Genomic DNA, 16,170 nt, shown 5'->3' on the forward strand with positions numbered 1-16,170 from the left:
AGAACACCATGCGGGTCTACATTCCCGCCACCGTGCCGATGCTGCGTGAGCTCGTCGCGAACCGGGAGCTGCGCGCGGTCGGCGGCATCGCCTTCGCGGTCACCCCCACGCTGCGCGAGGCCTACGCCTCCGGTGACGACGAGGAGCTGGCCGAGGTGGCGATGGCCGAGGCCGCGCGGGCCTCGCTGCGACTGCTGGCCGCCGAGCGCGAGGACGCCGAGGAGGCGGCCGAGGACGATGCCGAATCCGAGGACGCCGACGGCCCCGCCACCACCTACCACAGTCCGGTCTACCGGCGCGCGGTCGTCGCCGCCGATGTGACCGGCGCGAATCTGCGCCCCGACCTCGACGATGCGGTGGTCCGGCTGGCCGGGCCGATCGGCTACGACCGGATCGCGTCGGCGCACGTCGATCTGGCCGAGGCCGAACCCGAGGTGGCCAAGGCGGTCGATGTGGTGGACGCGGCCGATCTCGGCGATACCGACGCCGAATTCGTCCTCGGCGACGCCGAGGACCATCAACTCGCCTGGTACGCCGCCCAGGAGCTGCCGTTCCTACTCGAATTACTGTGAGCGCAAGCGAGGTGTAGCTGCGAGCGAGCGCCAGCGAGTGAACCGAAAACACAGGCCCTGAGGGGCACGGCGGAACCGAGCGCCAGCGAGGTGTAGCTGTGACCCTCAACCTGGACGCCCCGTACTAACCTACGATGCCGTAACCTGGCTGCGAGGCGGTCCCACTAATGGCCGCACGACAGGGAGACGAACGGCGGCAATGGTCTTGAAAAAAGCGGCATTCTCGGTGCGCACGGTCCGGGAGTGGCTGGAGGCGCCGGCGGCCGAGGTCGCCGAGCGCGGCGGACGGCTGAACGTACTGCGCGGAGCCGTCGCACGCGTCACCACACCACTGCTGCCCGACGACTATCTGCACCTGGCGAATCCGCTGTGGTCGGCGCGCGAGCTGCGCGGCCGAATCGTCGAGGTGCGCAAGGAAACCGCCGATTCGGCCACCCTGGTCATCAAGCCGGGCTGGGGCTTCGACTGGAAATACGAACCGGGCCAGTACATCGGCATCGGCATCCTGGTCGACGGCCGCTGGCACTGGCGCTCGTACTCGCTGACCTGCCCGCCGAACTGGACCGATCCGGAACACCGCGGCAAGCGAACCATCTCGATCGCGGTCAAGGCGATGCCGGAGGGTTTCCTGTCTAGCCACCTTGTCAGCGGTGTCGCAGCGGGCACCATCGTCCGGCTGGCCGCGCCGCAGGGTGGTTTCGTGCTGCCCTCACCGCCACCGGAGAAGGTGCTGTTCCTCACCGCGGGCAGCGGCATCACCCCGGTCATGGCCATGCTGCGTGCGCTGGATCGCCGCGATGTGGTCACCGACGTGGTGCATGTGCACTCCGCGCGGACCCTCGACGACGTGATGTTCGGCGCCGAGCTGCGCGACCTGCACGACCGGCGCCCCAGCTTCTCCTCGCACCTGCACCTGACCGATGAGCAGGGCCGGTTCTCCCTCACCGCACTCGACGATAAGTTTCCGGATTGGCGCGAGCGTCAGACCTGGGCCTGCGGCCCGGCCGCCATGTTGGACGAGATCGAGCACCACTGGCACGAGGCGGGCATCAGTGACCGCCTGAATATCGAGCGATTCGAGATCGAACGCTCGGCCATCGGCGAAGGCGGCACCGTCACCTTCGGTAAGACCGGACGCACCGCCGAGGTCGACGGCGCGACCAGTCTGCTGGAGGCGGGCGAGGCCGCCGGTGTGCAGATGCCGTTCGGCTGCCGGATGGGCATCTGCCAAACCTGTGTCGTGACACTGACGTCCGGGCATACCCGCGATCTGCGCAACGGTGACGAACGCCGCGAGGGCGACAAGGTGCAGACCTGCATCTCGGCAGCGGCGGGCGACTGCACGCTCGACGTCTGAGACAGCGAGCGCCGCAGACCGACCGTCGGGGGGATCCGGCAGGTACCCTCGAGGTACATCCAGTCAGGGAAAGGACCCCGGTGGCCATCACCGATATCAAGGCGTTCGCTCATCTCACGGCGAGCGACATCGAAACACTGGGGCAGGAACTCGATTCCATTCGACGTTCCGTCGAGCTGTCCCGCGGCGAACGTGACGCGAAGTACATCCGGCGCACCATCGCCGCGCAGCGCGGCCTCGAAGTGCTCGCCCGCGCCGTGTTGTTCGGCAGCCGCAACCGATGGGCCTGGCTGACCGGTACGGCACTGCTGTCGGTCGCCAAGATCATCGAGAATATGGAGCTCGGGCACAACATCAGCCACGGGCAATGGGACTGGATGAATGATCCCGAGATCCACTCCAGCACCTGGGAGTGGGATATGACCGGGCCGTCGGCGCAGTGGCGGCGGGCGCACAACTACTCGCATCACACCTACACCAATGTGCTCGGCAAGGACGAGGACCTCGGCTTCGGCATCCTGCGCATGACCCGCGACGAACAGTGGCGACCGATCCACTTGGTACAGCCACTGGCGAACATCCTGCTCGCGGCCACCTTCGAATGGGGCATCGCGCTGCACGACTGGAGCATCGAGAAGGAACTGTCCGGCGTACCGCCCAAGGAGCTGATGTCGGAGCCGAACAAGGAGTTCGCCCGCAAGATCACCCGCCAGGTAGCCAAGGACTTCGTGTTCTACCCCGCGCTCACCGGACCCGCCTTCATGTCGACGCTCAAGGCGAACGCGACCGCCAACCTGGTGCGCAATCTGTGGGCCTACGCGGTGATCTTCTGCGGCCACTTCCCCGACGGCGCCGAGAAATTCACCATCGAACAGCTCGAGGGCGAGACCAGCGGCGAGTGGTACCTGCGCCAGATGCTCGGCAGCGCCAACTTCAAGGCCGGGCCCGCGATGGCCTTCATGAGCGGCAACCTCTGCTACCAGATCGAGCATCACCTGTTCCCCGATCTGCCGAGCAATCGGTATCCGGAGATCGCCGTGCGGGTCCGCGAACTCTGCGATAAGTACGACCTGCCCTACACCACCGGCTCGCTCGGCAAGCAGTATCTGCTGGCCTTCCGGACCATTCACAAGCTGGCGCTGCCGGACCGCTTCCTCAAGCGCACCGCCGACGATGCGCCGGAGACCTCCTCGGAGCGCAAATTCGCCGGCATTTCGCTGCCGGCCATGCCCTCGATGCCGACCATGCCGTCGATGCCCAATGCCGAGCGCTGGGCCGATAAGTGGAACGAGACGCACTGGCTGCCCATCGACCCGGAAACCGGTAAGCGCCGCGGGCTGCGTTCGGCGCTGACCGAGGCCAAGGTGGTGCTGCGGGAGAAGGCCCGGCACGAGAAGGAAGTGCTGCGCGAGGCCAAGCTGGCGCTGCAGGAGAAGGCGCGCCAGGAGAAGGCCACATTGCAGCGAAAAGCCATGCGCGAGAGGGCTATCCGCCGAATCCGGCGTCGGAAATGATCTAGCACCCCCCGGTCACTTACACAATGGGGGATTTACCACATTTTGGAGACAAGTCCCAGCAACCTACGGTCTCGTAACTTACGGTACTGTAACCGGCATGGCGATCTCGGATGTCAAGGAATACGCGCACCTCACCGAAGCCGATGTGGAGGCACTAGGTGCGGAATTCGACGCGATCCGCCGTGATATCGAGGCCTCGCGCGGTGCTCGTGACGCGCGGTACATCCGCAATGTCATCCGGCTGCAGCGCGCGCTCGAGATCAGCGGCCGCGCGGTGCTGTTCGCCAGCTTCCTCCCGCCCGCCTGGTTCACCGGCGTGGCCCTGCTCAGTGCCGCCAAGATCATCGAGAATATGGAGATCGGGCACAACGTCATGCACGGGCAGTGGGACTGGATGAACGATCCGGAAATCCACTCCAGCTACTGGGAGTGGGATAACACCGGCCCGTCCAAGCACTGGAAGCACACGCACAACTACCTGCACCACAAGTACACCAATGTGCTCGGCATGGACGACGACATCGGCTACGGCCTGCTGCGCGTCACTCGCGACCAGCGCTGGAAGCCGTTCAATATCGGCAACCCGGTCTACAACCTGCTGCTGCAGATGTTCTTCGAATTCGGCGTCGCGGTCCAGCATCTCGAGCTGGGCAAGGTCGGCCGGTACAAGGAGGGTTCGCCCGAGCGGGCCGAATTCGAGGTCAAGCGCAAGGAAGTGCTGGTCAAGATCGGCAAGCAGATCGGCAAGGACTACCTGCTGTTCCCGCTGCTGACCGGTCCCGCATTCGTCTCGACGCTCACCGCGAACCTCACCGCCAATATCATCCGCAATGTCTGGACCAATGCCGTGATCTTCTGCGGCCACTTCCCGGACGGCGCGGAGAAGTTCACCAAGGCCGATATCGACGACGAGTCCAAGGGCCAGTGGTACCTGCGCCAGATGCTGGGCAGCGCCAATATCTCCGGCGGGCCGCTCATGCACTTCATGACCGGCAACCTGAGCCACCAGATCGAACACCACCTGTTCCCGGACCTACCGAGCAACCGCTACGCCGAGATCGCGGTGCGGGTGCGCGCCCTGGCCGAGAAGTACGACCTGCCCTACACCACCGGCTCGCTTCCGGTGCAGTACTTCAAGGCCTGGCGCACCATCCTGAAGCTGTCGCTGCCCAACAAGTACCTGCGCGCGACCGCCGACGACGCCCCCGAGACCGCCTCGGAACGCAAGTTCGACGGCGACACCATGCCGAGCTTCGACCCGGTCACCGGTAAGCGCCGGGGGCTGCGCACGGCGCTGAAGCAGGGTCGCCGCCGATTCGCCCGGCGCGCCGTAGCCGTCGGCTGACGCCCGGTCTCGGTGCGGGCGCTCACGGAAGTCCGTGGGCGCCTTCACCTTTCGATGGGGCAAATCGGGTCGCAGCCGTAACCGGCCGAGCGGGCTCGGAGCATCCCCGGGCGGCGGTGAGAGCGCGGGTTGCGGCTGGTTGACTGGGAGCCGTGTGTGCTGAAGATCTGAGCGTTTACGAGGCCATCCGGATGCGGCGTGATGTGCGGGCCGAATTCACCGGGGCTGCGGTCGACGATGCGACGCTGTGGCGGTTGCTCGATGCCGCGCATCGGGCGCCCAGCGTCGGCAACTCGCAGCCATGGGACTTCGTAGTGGTGCGCGAACAAGCGACGCTGCGCAAATTCGCCGATCACGTCGCGCGCAAGCGGATCGAATTCCGGGACGCGCTGCCAGCGGAGCGGGCGGCGACCTTCGAGCCGATCAAGATCGAGGGCATTACCGAGAGCGGCACCGGCATCGTGGTCACCTATGACCACGACCGCGGCGGTCCGCAGGTCCTCGGCCGCGCCACCGTCCCCGAAACCGGCATCTACTCAACGGTTCTGGCGATCCAGAACCTGTGGCTGGCCGCGACCGCGGAGCAGGTCGGTGTCGGGTGGGTCTCGTTCTACGATGCGCAATTCCTGGCCGAGCTGGTCGGCCTACCCGACGGCATCCGCCCCGTCGCCTGGCTGTGCGTCGGCCCGGTGCACGAATTCCAGCAGGTCCCGGACCTGGAACGGTTCGGCTGGCGCACCGGCCGCCCCCTCGCCGACGCCGTCCACCACGAGACCTACTCCCCCGCCGCTGCGCGTTAGACGCTCTCCAGCACCGCCGACGCGCCGATCCCACCCGCGGCGCAGATGCCGAGCAGGGCGGCGCGCTTGCCGGTGCGGGCCAATTCGTTGGCCATGGTGGTGACCATGCGCGCGCCGGTGGCGCCGAACGGGTGGCCGAGTGCGACCGAACCGCCGTGCACATTGAGTTTGTCGATATCGACCTCGCCGATGGCGGTATCGCGATCGAGGCGGGTCTTGGCCCACACGTCGCTGTTCAGCGCGGTCAGCACGGACAACGTCTGGGCGGCGAACGCCTCGTGGATATCGACGAAATCGATATCGCCCAGGGACATTCCCGCCTTGTCGAGGGCACGCGGCATGGAGATGGCCGGACCGATCAGCACCTGGTCGGTCGGGTCGACGCTGACATAGCTCCAGGAGCGGAAGGCGGCCAGCGGCCGGTAGCCGAGGGCGTGCGCGGTCTCCTCGCTCATCAGCAGCACCGCGGACGCGCCGTCGGTGAGCGGGCTGGCATTGCCCGCGGTCACGCTGCCGTCGCGCGCGAAGACCGGCTGCAGCCTCGCCAACTTCTCGACGCTCGTATCGGCGCGTACCAGTCCGTCACGGGTGATGTCCGCGCCGTCCGGCGTGCGTACCCGCAGCACCTCGTCATCGAATCGGCCGGAATCGATGGCCGCGGCCGCGCGGTGATGCGAGCGCGCCGCGAACTCGTCCTGATCCGCGCGGCTGATCCCGTGGATGCGGGCCATCTTCTCCGCCGACTCCCCCATCACCTCACCGGTGGTGCGTTCGGCGATCTTCGGTCGGCTCGGCAGCAGATCGGTGAAGGGCGCGAGCTGGCGCGCCGCGGTGAGATAGTCCGTCGGCTTCGGCTTGCCCAGCGCCAGCGGCGCTGCGGCGTGCACCAGCTTCTGCGGCAACTTCACCTCGGCATTGCTGGTCGAATCGCTGCCTCCGGCGATCATGATGTCGTATTCGCCGCGCTCGATCGCCGCCGCGGCCGAGGTGATCGCCTGGAGTCCGGAGGCGCAGGCACGCGTCACCGTGTAACCCTCACACCCGGGGTCGAGACCGAGGTCCAATGCGATCTCGCGCGCGATATTCGGAGCGGCACTCGGCAAGATCACCCCACCCCACACGATGGCCTGCACCTGCGCACCCGGCAGCCCGGTCCGCTCCAATAGCCCACGCACCGCGCCATCGGCCAGCGCGATCGAATCCATCCGCGTGTAATCGGTGAATGCCCTGATGAACGGCGTCCGCGCACCGGAGACGATGACGGCACGGCGAGCAGCACTGGTAGCCATGGGGGGTTCCTCCTCGAGAGACCTACCCCCACAAACTTACTTGGAAGTAAGTTCAAGGTCCAGGCCCGGCGGTACCCGGCTCAGCGATCCCCTCCATCGCCGCTGAGCCGGGCAGGTTCCCCACCGCGCGCCGGTGCACTCTCCGCACGCACCAACTGATTTCGCAGGCACACGGGCAACTCCCTGGCACCACCGAAACCGACTTGGCACTCAACCGCCGGCCCGCGACGACACTGTCGGGGCACCCACGGCCGGAAAAGGCCCCGGGCGGCGGATGAGCGGCGCCTGTCCCGGCGAACGCCCCTGCTCGTTCCGGAACACGCAAGGCGGACGTCGACACCTTCCGGCGCAAAGAAACAGTAGCAATCTTTCCATTAGTTTTTCAAATGTTTTCTATGAAGTTGTCTTCTTGCCCAGGAGGGCTCTAGCATGAGGCTCACTATGCAAAGCCCTTCGGAGCTGTCGCGACATAAGCGCTTCGGCCGAATCATCAAGGAACGCCGGGACGAACTCGGCCTGACACAGATGCAGATCGGCGATCTGGGAGGGCCCTCGGCGCCGACGATCCGCAAGATCGAGGACGGCGATGCGGCGATCAGCACGCACACGCTGAACAAACTCGACGCGCCACTGCGCTGGCTGCCCGGCAGTGCGGCGCGCACCTACGCGGGCGGCGACCCGACCGCACGCGATATCGCGGCGCACACCGCGAGCACCGACGAGTCGATCGTCTCCGGACCCGATTCGATCCGCTTCGAAATCTCGGATCTGACCGGGCTGCTCGCCGCCTCCGGTCGGCTCAACGACGCGGTCGAGCGCGGCCGGACCACCGAACCCCAACTGCTATCGGCCATTTCGGAGCTCAACGGGGTCGTCTCCCGCCTGTCCGCGCGCTATGCCACCGCGATGCTGGAACGCAACGGCGGACCGGGCAGGCCGCTGCACCCGTTGGTCGCGATGGCGTTCTCCCATCTGCTGGAGGTGCCAGCCGAGTCGAGCGATCCCGCCGAACTGGAGGAACGCCGCTATCGCCGCTGGCTGGCCGGGCGGGTGGAGGATGTGGACGCCGCCACCGAGGCACGCTTCCGAGCACGTTGGCTGGCGGCCCATCCGGGCGCGACATCGATTCGAAATGGCAAGCAGTAGAGGGCGACACAGATGACCGACGATGCGAAGAGCCGAGCGCTACTAACGCTCAGCCACAAGGTGAATCGACTGTTCGCGACCGTACACCCGCGTTCGGAGCCCGAGCGCACGACCGCCTCGGTGGCCGAACAGGTCGGCACGCAGCTGGGCCGCGCCATCCCAGTGGGCCGGATCGAGCGGTTGCGCCGCGGCGAATTCGACTCCGCACCAGTCGGATCCGACCTGCTCGCCGCGATCGCCCAGTGTTTCGGCGTAAGCGCCGACTATCTGACCACCACCGGTGCCGCCGCGGCCGCGATCGATCGCGAACTCGAACTGCTGGCCACCATGCGTGACGCCAACGTCGCCAGCATCGCGTTGCGCGGATCCGAGGTCGATCTCGCCACGTTGACCGCGCTCATCGAAAGCACGGACCAACCCGTGCGGCAACCACAGCCGGAGCAGTCTCCGACGACTGGGTAGCATCGTGACCTACACGGGGCGGAACCCGCAGCGCTGTAGGAGATTGCCACGAATGCCCGGTATGGAGAGCCGGTTCCGGGAAGTGTCCCGGGACGTACCGATACCGTCCCCCTGGAAGCTGCGCGACTACCTCGACGCCGTCGCCGAACATCGCGGCCGCACCATCACCCTGCAACCGGTGGATACCGCACTGCTCGCCGGCACCGGCTGCGGTACCGGTAGCGGGCTGTGGATTGCCAAGCGCGACAGCGACATCATCGTCTACGGCGCCGACACCACCGAATGGCATGCCGAGCACATCATCGTGCACGAGCTGGGCCATATGCTGCTCGGCCACGGACCGGAATCGGCGACCGAGACATCCGCGCCACGGCCGCTGTCCGCCATCGCCGAACTGCTCCCCTCGATTTCCCCGGAGTCCATCGCATATGTGCTGGGGCGCAGCGACTATGAATCCGCGCGCGAACGCGATGCGGAGACCTTCGCCGACCTGGTCATGCTGGCGGCCATGCGCCCGCAACGCCGAGATTCCTTGCTACACAGAACCTTTTTTCGCGATCGGCTCCCCCGCCTCCCCGAATCTTAGGCCGGTCGTCGGGTGCCACGACAGGTTCGTCGCGGGCCGGCGGTCGAAAGCCTGGCCGAGGCTTGGACGTACCCGATGAGGAACCCATGTGCTTGCGAAATCAGTTGCTACGCAGGCACACAGCACTGTCCTCCGGGTATTCAACTCGTGCGCTGAATACCCGGAGGCAAGGTAGAGCGGGAACTACGCGAGCCGGATCAGGCCGTAGTCGAATGCGTGGCGACGGTAGACGACCGACGGTCGGTCGGTCTCTTTGTCCTGGAAGAGGAAGAAGTCGTGGCCGACCAGCTCCATCTGATACAGGGCGTCGTCGACGGACATCGGGGTCGCGCTGTGCACCTTGGTTCGCACGATATGGCCGGGACCGGCCGCATATTCCGGAGATTCCGATTCGGCGGGCCGACGGCCCTCGACCTCGGGATGTTCGTGCACCGTAGCGGTCGCGTTCGCTGGTGCGAACAGGGACTCATCGATCAGGTCAGCGGTCGCCTCGGCCACCGATACGGGGGTCTTGTCACCGTAGTGCACCCGGCGCCGATCCTTCGTCCGGCGCAATCGGCTCTCCAGCTTCCCGGTCACCGACTCGAGGGCAGCGTAGAAGCTGTCCGCACAGGCCTCCGCCCGGACGACCGGGCCCTTGCCGCGCGCGGTGATCTCGACGCGCTGGCAGGCTTTGCGCTGACGACGATTGCGTTCGTGGAACAACTCCACATCGAAGAGGAAGATCGACGGATCGAAGCGTTCGAGACGGGAGAGTTTCTCCGCGACGTAAATTCGGAAATGGTCGGGAACCTCGACATTGCGGCCCTTCACCACGACATCGCCGCGAGGCGCTCGAGGTCGGTCCGCTTCGGGTTCGGCTGTTGCCTGCAAGGTGCTGTCATCGAGCACCGAAGACTGTGCCTCTTTAACAGAGGGGGCAACTTTCACTGAAGGTCGTGAAGAAGTCGTCACGCGTACCTCCCGGATATGGCCGCACAGACCAACGTGCGTGCGGCGGGATTAGCCGTGCCGATAGACAATCTCTCGGCACATGATGTCCGAGGCGCCACCTCCAAACTCCCGGTTCGGGTGTGTGATCGCGACGGTAGTACGACAACGGGCGGTCCGCCAGTGTTCACGCAAATTTCCCGGAGTCAAGCCGAACACGTCACCAACACGGCACGGACCGGCACCCCTATATGGTGGAGCGCGCGGACCGATTCGCGGGCCGTGGCACCGGTCGTCAGCACGTCGTCGACCAGTACGACCTCGGCATTCGCCGGAATTTCCGATTCGGCCGCAGCACCTGGCCGAGCAATGACGCGACCGCGCATATTGTGTTGGCGCTCACTGCTTGTCAAGCCCACCGAATCGCGCACACCCCACCACACCCGCAACATCGGCACCACCCGGCAATCCGGCAGCCACCTCGCCGCCGCCCGCGCCGTCCGGACCACGGGATCCCCGCCGCGGCGCCGCGCCGCGGCCCGACGACTCGGCGCCGGGATCAACACCAGCGGCCGCTCGCCGTCGCGCAACCGCGTCAGCCCATGCGCCAGCGCCAGCCCCAACGGCTCGGCGAGATCGCGCCGCCCGCGCTCCTTCACCGCCAGCACCGCCCACCGCGCCGGACCCGCATAAGGCCCCAGCGCCCAGCACGGCACCCCAGGATCGGTGCGCGGCCGCACCCGTACCGGCGGCCGCTGCAGCGTCCCCGCACATTCCCCGCACCAGCCCACACCGACCACACCACATCCGGCGCAATCCATGGCCAGGATCAGATCCAGCAGCGTCCGCATCGCCCGAGTCTGCCCCCACCCACCGACAGGTTCGCCGAATGTCGGAGTCGCAGCGCTCGTTTCGCCGCCGCCGGTCAGCCGGGAAGTACCGGGACCGAGTTCTCGCCGTTGAGGCCGGGTACCTCGCGCCAGAAGCGATCGGCGGTCTGATCGCTGTACTGGAGCTGGAGCACCGCGCGCGAATCTCCCACGTACTCCGCTTCCGGCGAGGCGCTGACCACCCGCACGGGCGCGGTCAGATTCTGGCTGATCTGCGGGGTCGGCTGTGATCCGTCGATCGAAACCGTCGACAGCGGGTCGACATTGCCCTCCCTGGCGATGACGATCGTTTCCGCGCTGAGCCAGCTCAACGACACCGCCCTGGTGCTGAGCGTGAGTGCCAGCTGCAGCGGCGAGGTGAGCACGTACTTGCCGTCCGGGCGTCGTTCGACCACCGCGACGTAGACCTTGCCGTCGGCGATGAGCGCCGCCCGCACACCGGTGCGCGAGATCCGCAACTCGGTGATCGGCAGCCGCAGACCCGACCCCGAGGTCGTCAATGCCGAGATATCGACCTCCTGCACCGAGACATTGCCGGTGGCGCGATCGTTGACCGCGCGGATGACCCGTTCGCCATCGATGACGGCCCAGGCCGCGGTGCCATCGGCATTCCAGGAGGGTCGGCTGATCGTCGAACCCGCGGCGACCGGGAAGGCGTTGCCGCCGTAGCTGCCGACCATGAGCGTGCGCGCCGGCTCCGGCGGCGGACGTCCGGCGTCGGCGACCGCGGCGACCAGTTGGCCGTCCGGTGACAGGGCGACCGACTGCAGATTGTTCACCGCACCGAAGTAGCCGGGCGGAGTGATCATGCCGCCGTCGGTGACCTGCACCAGTGAGCCGTTGCGCAGGGCGTGCAGCCCGATCTGGTTGCGCGCGTAGACGGCCGGGCTGAGCGATTCGACATCGGCGACCGACCAGCCGTTGGCGGCGAAGCGATCGTCGAACGGTTTACCGTCGGCGAGCAGCATGTACGGGCCGAGGATATCGGCGCCCGCCAGGGTGAGCACCACCTGTCCGGCCAATAGCTCCTTATCGCGCGGGGACAGTGCGGCGGCGCCCGCGAAATCGAGGCGCACCCCGCCGAGTCCGACGCCGACGTCATTGTTGTCGTTATTGGGTTTGGTGATGGGGCTGCGCAAGCTCACCGGTGGCGCGAGTTCGTTGCGCACCACCGAGGCGAGTGTGGGCTGGGTCCCCTCGGCGAGCAGGGCGAGCAGCCGCTGGGTCAGCTGGTTCTTGGCCACCGAGATCCAGCGCAGATCCGGGACGAGGGTGGTGCCGGACGGGTCGATGAAGTACAGCACGTAGCGCCGATAGGACTTGGCGAACGCGGTCTGCTCCATGACGACGCCGTCGGGCAGCTCATCGATGCGCCATTCGCCGTCGACCTTGGTCATCTCGATCTTGTTTTCCAGCGGCGCATCGATGGCCCGATAGGCGCCGTCCGCGGCCAGCTCGCCGACCTTGTGCGCCCGGATCACGTAGGTCGCCTTATCGCCGGAACGCGACTCGCGCAGCGTATCGGCCCTGTCCACGATCAAGGTGCCCGCCGCGTCGTCCCACTGTGCCGACGCCGTCGGTGTCATGTACTGCCGGGCGGCCAGGTGCCGGTTGGCCGGATCCGCGGTGGCCTGCAGGAAGTCACGCAGCAGCAGATCCGGATCGCGCCCCCCGATGGGCGGCGGCGGGCCATCGGAGGTGGGCTGCCGATTGATGGTGCCGAGCGCCTGCGGTGCCGAGGATTCCGGCAGGCTCGCGCATCCGGTGAGTACCAGCAGCGCCGCCACCGCCGCCGCGCCGAGCGCGGACAGCCGCAGCGAAGTGCGCCTCGGATACCAGCTACGCATCCTCATGACTGTACGTCCCCGCCGTCACCGGGCACGCTGTGCCCGGCCTGCTCCGGTTCGGCGGTATCGGCATCGGGCGCGGCCGCGTCGGCCGCAGATCCGGTGCCGTTGGTGGGTGCGATCCCGTTCGAGTCGGAGTCGGCCGAATCGGTGCGGACCGGGTCGGGGGCGATCGAGGTCGCGTCGGCACCGTTCGTCTCGACCCGGATCACCGAAGCCAGGTCCGTAACCGTGCCCTCGGCGGCCGGTTCCGGTTCGGCCGGTTGGGTATCGACCTGCGGCACGGGCAATGCCTTGCGCAACACCGGTTCCAGCGGCAGCGGGCTCGCGCCCATCTTCTTGCCGCGCACCAGCGGCAGGGTCAGCCGGAAGCTCGCGCCGATGCCGATTTCGCCCCACGCCTCGAGCTTGCCCTCGTGCAGATTCGCATCCTCGACGCTGATGGACAGGCCGAGTCCGGTGCCGCCGGAGCGCCGCATCCGCGATGGGTCCGAGCGCCAGAACCGGTTGAAGACCAGCTTCTCCTCGCCGGGCCGCAGGCCGACACCCTGATCACGCACGATCACCGCGACCGCATTGGCCTCGACATCGCCGCGCATCCGGATCAGCACCGGCTTGCCCTCGCTGTGGTCGATCGCATTGGCGAGCAGATTGCGCAACACCCGCTCCACGCGCCGCGGATCGACCTCGGCGACCAGCGGCTCCTCCGGCATGTCGATGACCACCTCGACACCGGACTCCTTGGCCAGATGCCGCACGGTGGAGATCGCGGCCCGCGCGCACATCCGCACGTCGAGCGATTCGACCTGCAGCTCGGCCACACCGGCGTCGTGCCGACTGATCTCGAGCAGGTCGTTGAGCAGACCCTCGAACCGGTCCAGTTCGGTGACCAGCAGTTCGGAGCTGCGGGCCAGGGCCGGATCGAGATCGTCGCTGCTGCCGTGAATCAGGTCGGCGGCCATGCGGACGGTGGTCAGCGGGGTCCGCAGCTCATGGCTGACGTCGGAGGTGAAGCGGCGCTGCAGATTTCCGAACTCCGCCAACTCGCTGATCTGGTTGGACAGACTCTCGGCCATCTCGTTGAAGGCCTGGGCCAGCCGCGCCATATCGTCCTCGCCGCGCACCAGCATGCGTTCCTTGAGCCTGCCGTCGGCGAAACGGCCCGCGATCCGGGCCGCGGAGCGGATCGGCAGCACCACCTGCCGGGTGACCAGCGCGGTGATCGCGGCCAACAGCACCAGCAGCACGATGCCGCCGATCATCATGGTGCCGCGCATCAGCGATAGGCTGCGCTCCTCATTGGCCAGCGGGAAGATCAGATAGATCTGCAGCGTCGGGACCTCGGCGCTCGGGCTGCCGACGATCAGCGACCGGCCGTGATAGCCGTCCGGGTCCGCGACCGTGGCGAACTGGTAGCTGACCTGGTTGCGCGCGACGAACCGGCGCAGTTCCTCGGGCACCTCCTGGATCGGCCCGGTCGAGATCTGCTGCTGCGGGGTACCGCCGACAAGGCTCAGCGCCGAATCGAAACTGCCTGCGACGCCGGTCGATTGGCCGGTGCCGCCGCGGTTGGACAGCGCGTTGCGGGCATCGATGAGACGCTGCTGCTGGGTGCCGATATCGTGCACACCGGCCAGCTGGCTCTCCACCGTATTGCGGGCGCGATCCATCTCCTCGACCGCGCCGTTGATCTTCGCGTCGATCAACCGGTCGGTGATCTGACTGGTCAGCACCACGCCGAGGATCGTGATGACGATCAGCGACAGGGTGAGCGTGGACACGATGACGCGCAATTGCAGCGAACGCCGCCAAACGTGGCCGAGTGCGCTGCCGACCTCCTTCAGCCAGGCCACCACCGGCGCGAGGGATCGTTCGAGACGCTGCACCACCCCGGGCGAGGCGGTCGAACGATCCGCATCGCCTCCGATCACGGGGGTCCGGCCTTGTAACCGACACCGCGGACGGTCAGCACGATCTCCGGGTTCTCGGGATCCTTCTCGACCTTCGCGCGCAGCCGCTGCACGTGGACGTTCACCAGACGGGTGTCGGCCGCGTGCCGGTAGCCCCAGACCTGCTCGAGCAGCACCTCACGGGTGAAGACCTGGCGCGGCTTGCGGGCCAGGGCGACGAGCAGGTCGAACTCCAGCGGCGTCAGTGAGATCTGCGCACCACCGCGGGTCACCTTGTGTGCGGGCACATCGATGACGATATCGGCGATGGAGAGCAGTTCGGCGGGCTCCTCCTCGGTGCGGCGCAGGCGGGCACGCACCCGGGCGACGAGCTCCTTCGGCTTGAAGGGCTTGACGATGTAATCGTCGGCCCCGGACTCCAGACCGAGTACGACGTCGACCGTATCGGTCTTCGCCGTCAGCATCACGATCGGAACTCCCGAGTCGGCCCGTAGCACCCGGCATACATCGATGCCGTTCATACCGGGCAGCATCAGGTCGAGCAGCACCAGATCGGGGCGGATCTCACGAACCGCCGCCAGCGCCTGCGTGCCGTCGCCGACCACATGCGGGTCGAACCCTTCCCCGCGCAAGACGATCGTGAGCATCTCAGCGAGTGCCATATCGTCGTCGACGACCAGAATCTTCGGCTTCATAACTACTATGTTGTCATCTCTCGCGCTCGGAACGGGCCGCCACGCCAACACTGGTGCAATCCCGCCGCACATCCAACCCTATCCGGCAACAATTTCGGCCAATCTGGTGGCCAGCGTCGCCGGATCGTCACCGGATCGGTATCTCCACCACGGCCCGTACCAGTTCCGTTCGGCCAGCTCACGGTACACCTCGCCGGTGCGCCGCTGTAGTCCGCCGTCGCGCTCGTAGGCGTCGAGCGCGCGGGTCCGGTCGAGTTCGCCACGCAGCCGGGCACGCTCGGCCGCGACCTCGGTCGGTACGTCCAGCAACAGCTGCAGCGTCGGTACCGGCAAATCGAAGCGGCCGAACTCCAATTCGCCCACCCAGCGCACGATTTCACCGTCGGCCGACTGCTGCAGGCGCGCGGCCGAATACGCGGCGTTGGAGGCCACATAGCGGTCCAGAATCACGATGTCGTTGTCGGCCAACAACTTCGACAACTCATCGCGCGCACCCGCCCGGTCCAGCGCGAACATCAGCGCCATACCGTGCACCGAATCGGCGAGATCGCCATGGGCGCCACGCAATGCCTCGGCCGCGAGATCGGCATGCACGGACCGGTCATAGCGTGGAAAGGCGAGCGTTTCCGCGCGCAGACCCCTGGCGCGCAGGTCCGCGAGGACGCCGTCGATCAGCGTCCGCTTCCCGGCGCCATCGAGGCCCTCAACCGCAATCAGCACGCCCATGGCGAGCAGGTTACCGCCAGGCGGCGACATCAATTGACAGCGCCCCGCCGACCGAGGTGGGTCGGCGGGGCACAGGCCTTTTCGGCGCTACCTGCCGC

General features: G+C 67.1%; 15 protein-coding genes. 8 read left to right on the forward strand and 7 right to left on the reverse strand.

Annotation, left to right across the window (positions count from 1 at the left end; translation table 11 throughout):
- Window positions 1–8: 8 nt before the first annotated feature.
- From ACHQ4I_RS13525 to bluB, 5 genes are all read left to right on the forward strand, one after another.
- Window positions 9–572 (forward strand): DUF6912 family protein, encoded by a 564-nt coding sequence (locus tag ACHQ4I_RS13525; protein ID WP_420772679.1) that lies wholly within the window; start codon window positions 9–11, stop codon window positions 570–572.
- 199 nt (window positions 573–771) lie between these two features.
- A complete protein-coding gene (locus tag ACHQ4I_RS13530; protein ID WP_420772054.1) occupies window positions 772–1,929 on the forward strand; it encodes a ferredoxin reductase in 1,158 nt (385 codons plus the stop codon).
- An 80-nt stretch (window positions 1,930–2,009) separates the two neighbouring features.
- On the forward strand, window positions 2,010–3,443 hold the full coding sequence (locus tag ACHQ4I_RS13535; protein ID WP_420772055.1) for a fatty acid desaturase family protein: 1,434 nt from the start codon (window positions 2,010–2,012) through the stop codon (window positions 3,441–3,443).
- Between the two features lie 100 nt (window positions 3,444–3,543).
- Window positions 3,544–4,791, forward strand: a complete 1,248-nt coding sequence (locus tag ACHQ4I_RS13540; protein ID WP_420772056.1) for a fatty acid desaturase family protein — start codon at window positions 3,544–3,546, stop codon at window positions 4,789–4,791.
- A 167-nt stretch (window positions 4,792–4,958) separates the two neighbouring features.
- The gene (gene bluB / locus ACHQ4I_RS13545) at window positions 4,959–5,591 is read left to right on the forward strand and encodes a 5,6-dimethylbenzimidazole synthase (protein ID WP_420772680.1); all 633 of its coding nucleotides are present in this window, start codon (window positions 4,959–4,961) and stop codon (window positions 5,589–5,591) included.
- Here bluB and ACHQ4I_RS13550 read toward each other — a convergent pair.
- Window positions 5,588–6,880, reverse strand: coding sequence for an acetyl-CoA C-acyltransferase (locus ACHQ4I_RS13550; protein WP_420772057.1), 1,293 nt, complete (start codon window positions 6,878–6,880; stop codon window positions 5,588–5,590). The genes bluB and ACHQ4I_RS13550 overlap by 4 nt on opposite strands.
- A 441-nt stretch (window positions 6,881–7,321) precedes the next feature.
- On the opposite strand from ACHQ4I_RS13550, the gene ACHQ4I_RS13555 reads away from it, so the two are divergent.
- The 3 genes from ACHQ4I_RS13555 to ACHQ4I_RS13565 are packed head-to-tail and all read left to right on the forward strand — an operon-like array spanning window position 7,322 to window position 9,074.
- The gene (locus ACHQ4I_RS13555) at window positions 7,322–8,026 is read left to right on the forward strand and encodes a helix-turn-helix domain-containing protein (protein ID WP_420772058.1); all 705 of its coding nucleotides are present in this window, start codon (window positions 7,322–7,324) and stop codon (window positions 8,024–8,026) included.
- A gap of 12 nt (window positions 8,027–8,038) precedes the next feature.
- Complete coding sequence (locus ACHQ4I_RS13560; protein ID WP_420772059.1) at window positions 8,039–8,488, forward strand: hypothetical protein; 450 nt, start codon at window positions 8,039–8,041, stop codon at window positions 8,486–8,488.
- A gap of 52 nt (window positions 8,489–8,540) precedes the next feature.
- Window positions 8,541–9,074: a hypothetical protein gene (locus tag ACHQ4I_RS13565; protein ID WP_420772060.1), complete on the forward strand. Its 534-nt coding sequence runs from the start codon at window positions 8,541–8,543 to the stop codon at window positions 9,072–9,074.
- 183 nt (window positions 9,075–9,257) lie between these two features.
- Here ACHQ4I_RS13565 and hpf read toward each other — a convergent pair whose 3' ends face one another.
- The 6 genes from hpf to ACHQ4I_RS13595 all read right to left on the reverse strand — a co-directional run bounded on the left by hpf (window position 9,258) and on the right by ACHQ4I_RS13595 (window position 16,072).
- The gene (gene hpf, locus ACHQ4I_RS13570; RefSeq protein ID WP_420772061.1) at window positions 9,258–9,965 is read right to left on the reverse strand and encodes a ribosome hibernation-promoting factor, HPF/YfiA family; all 708 of its coding nucleotides are present in this window, start codon (window positions 9,963–9,965) and stop codon (window positions 9,258–9,260) included.
- A gap of 245 nt (window positions 9,966–10,210) precedes the next feature.
- Entirely contained in the window at window positions 10,211–10,855 is a 645-nt protein-coding gene (locus ACHQ4I_RS13575) for a ComF family protein (RefSeq protein WP_420772062.1), read from the reverse strand.
- A gap of 74 nt (window positions 10,856–10,929) precedes the next feature.
- On the reverse strand, window positions 10,930–12,741 hold the full coding sequence (lpqB, locus tag ACHQ4I_RS13580) for an MtrAB system accessory lipoprotein LpqB (protein WP_420772063.1): 1,812 nt from the start codon (window positions 12,739–12,741) through the stop codon (window positions 10,930–10,932).
- Between the two features lie 2 nt (window positions 12,742–12,743).
- Window positions 12,744–14,630, reverse strand: a complete 1,887-nt coding sequence (mtrB, locus tag ACHQ4I_RS13585; RefSeq protein ID WP_420772681.1) for an MtrAB system histidine kinase MtrB — start codon at window positions 14,628–14,630, stop codon at window positions 12,744–12,746.
- 38 nt (window positions 14,631–14,668) lie between these two features.
- Complete coding sequence (mtrA, locus tag ACHQ4I_RS13590) at window positions 14,669–15,346, reverse strand: MtrAB system response regulator MtrA (RefSeq protein ID WP_062984230.1); 678 nt, start codon at window positions 15,344–15,346, stop codon at window positions 14,669–14,671.
- A gap of 78 nt (window positions 15,347–15,424) precedes the next feature.
- The gene (locus tag ACHQ4I_RS13595; protein ID WP_420772064.1) at window positions 15,425–16,072 is read right to left on the reverse strand and encodes a dTMP kinase; all 648 of its coding nucleotides are present in this window, start codon (window positions 16,070–16,072) and stop codon (window positions 15,425–15,427) included.
- Between the last annotated feature and the right edge of the window lie 98 nt (window positions 16,073–16,170).

It is taken from the genome of Nocardia nepalensis (assembly GCF_048910785.1).
Taxonomy (GTDB): domain Bacteria; phylum Actinomycetota; class Actinomycetes; order Mycobacteriales; family Mycobacteriaceae; genus Nocardia; species Nocardia nepalensis.

Coding starts and splice junctions, on each gene's coding strand:
- ACHQ4I_RS13525 (WP_420772679.1), top strand. CDS start 9: ATGCGGGTCTACATTCCCGCCACCGTGCCGATGCTGCGTGAGCTCGTC.
- ACHQ4I_RS13560 (WP_420772059.1), top strand. CDS start 8,039: ATGACCGACGATGCGAAGAGCCGAGCGCTACTAACGCTCAGCCACAAG.
- ACHQ4I_RS13550 (WP_420772057.1), bottom strand. CDS start 6,880: ATGGCTACCAGTGCTGCTCGCCGTGCCGTCATCGTCTCCGGTGCGCGG.
- ACHQ4I_RS13530 (WP_420772054.1), top strand. CDS start 772: ATGGTCTTGAAAAAAGCGGCATTCTCGGTGCGCACGGTCCGGGAGTGG.
- ACHQ4I_RS13575 (WP_420772062.1), bottom strand. CDS start 10,855: ATGCGGACGCTGCTGGATCTGATCCTGGCCATGGATTGCGCCGGATGT.
- mtrA (WP_062984230.1), bottom strand. CDS start 15,346: ATGAAGCCGAAGATTCTGGTCGTCGACGACGATATGGCACTCGCTGAG.
- lpqB (WP_420772063.1), bottom strand. CDS start 12,741: ATGCGTAGCTGGTATCCGAGGCGCACTTCGCTGCGGCTGTCCGCGCTC.
- ACHQ4I_RS13595 (WP_420772064.1), bottom strand. CDS start 16,072: ATGGGCGTGCTGATTGCGGTTGAGGGCCTCGATGGCGCCGGGAAGCGG.
- ACHQ4I_RS13565 (WP_420772060.1), top strand. CDS start 8,541: ATGCCCGGTATGGAGAGCCGGTTCCGGGAAGTGTCCCGGGACGTACCG.
- ACHQ4I_RS13555 (WP_420772058.1), top strand. CDS start 7,322: ATGCAAAGCCCTTCGGAGCTGTCGCGACATAAGCGCTTCGGCCGAATC.
- ACHQ4I_RS13540 (WP_420772056.1), top strand. CDS start 3,544: ATGGCGATCTCGGATGTCAAGGAATACGCGCACCTCACCGAAGCCGAT.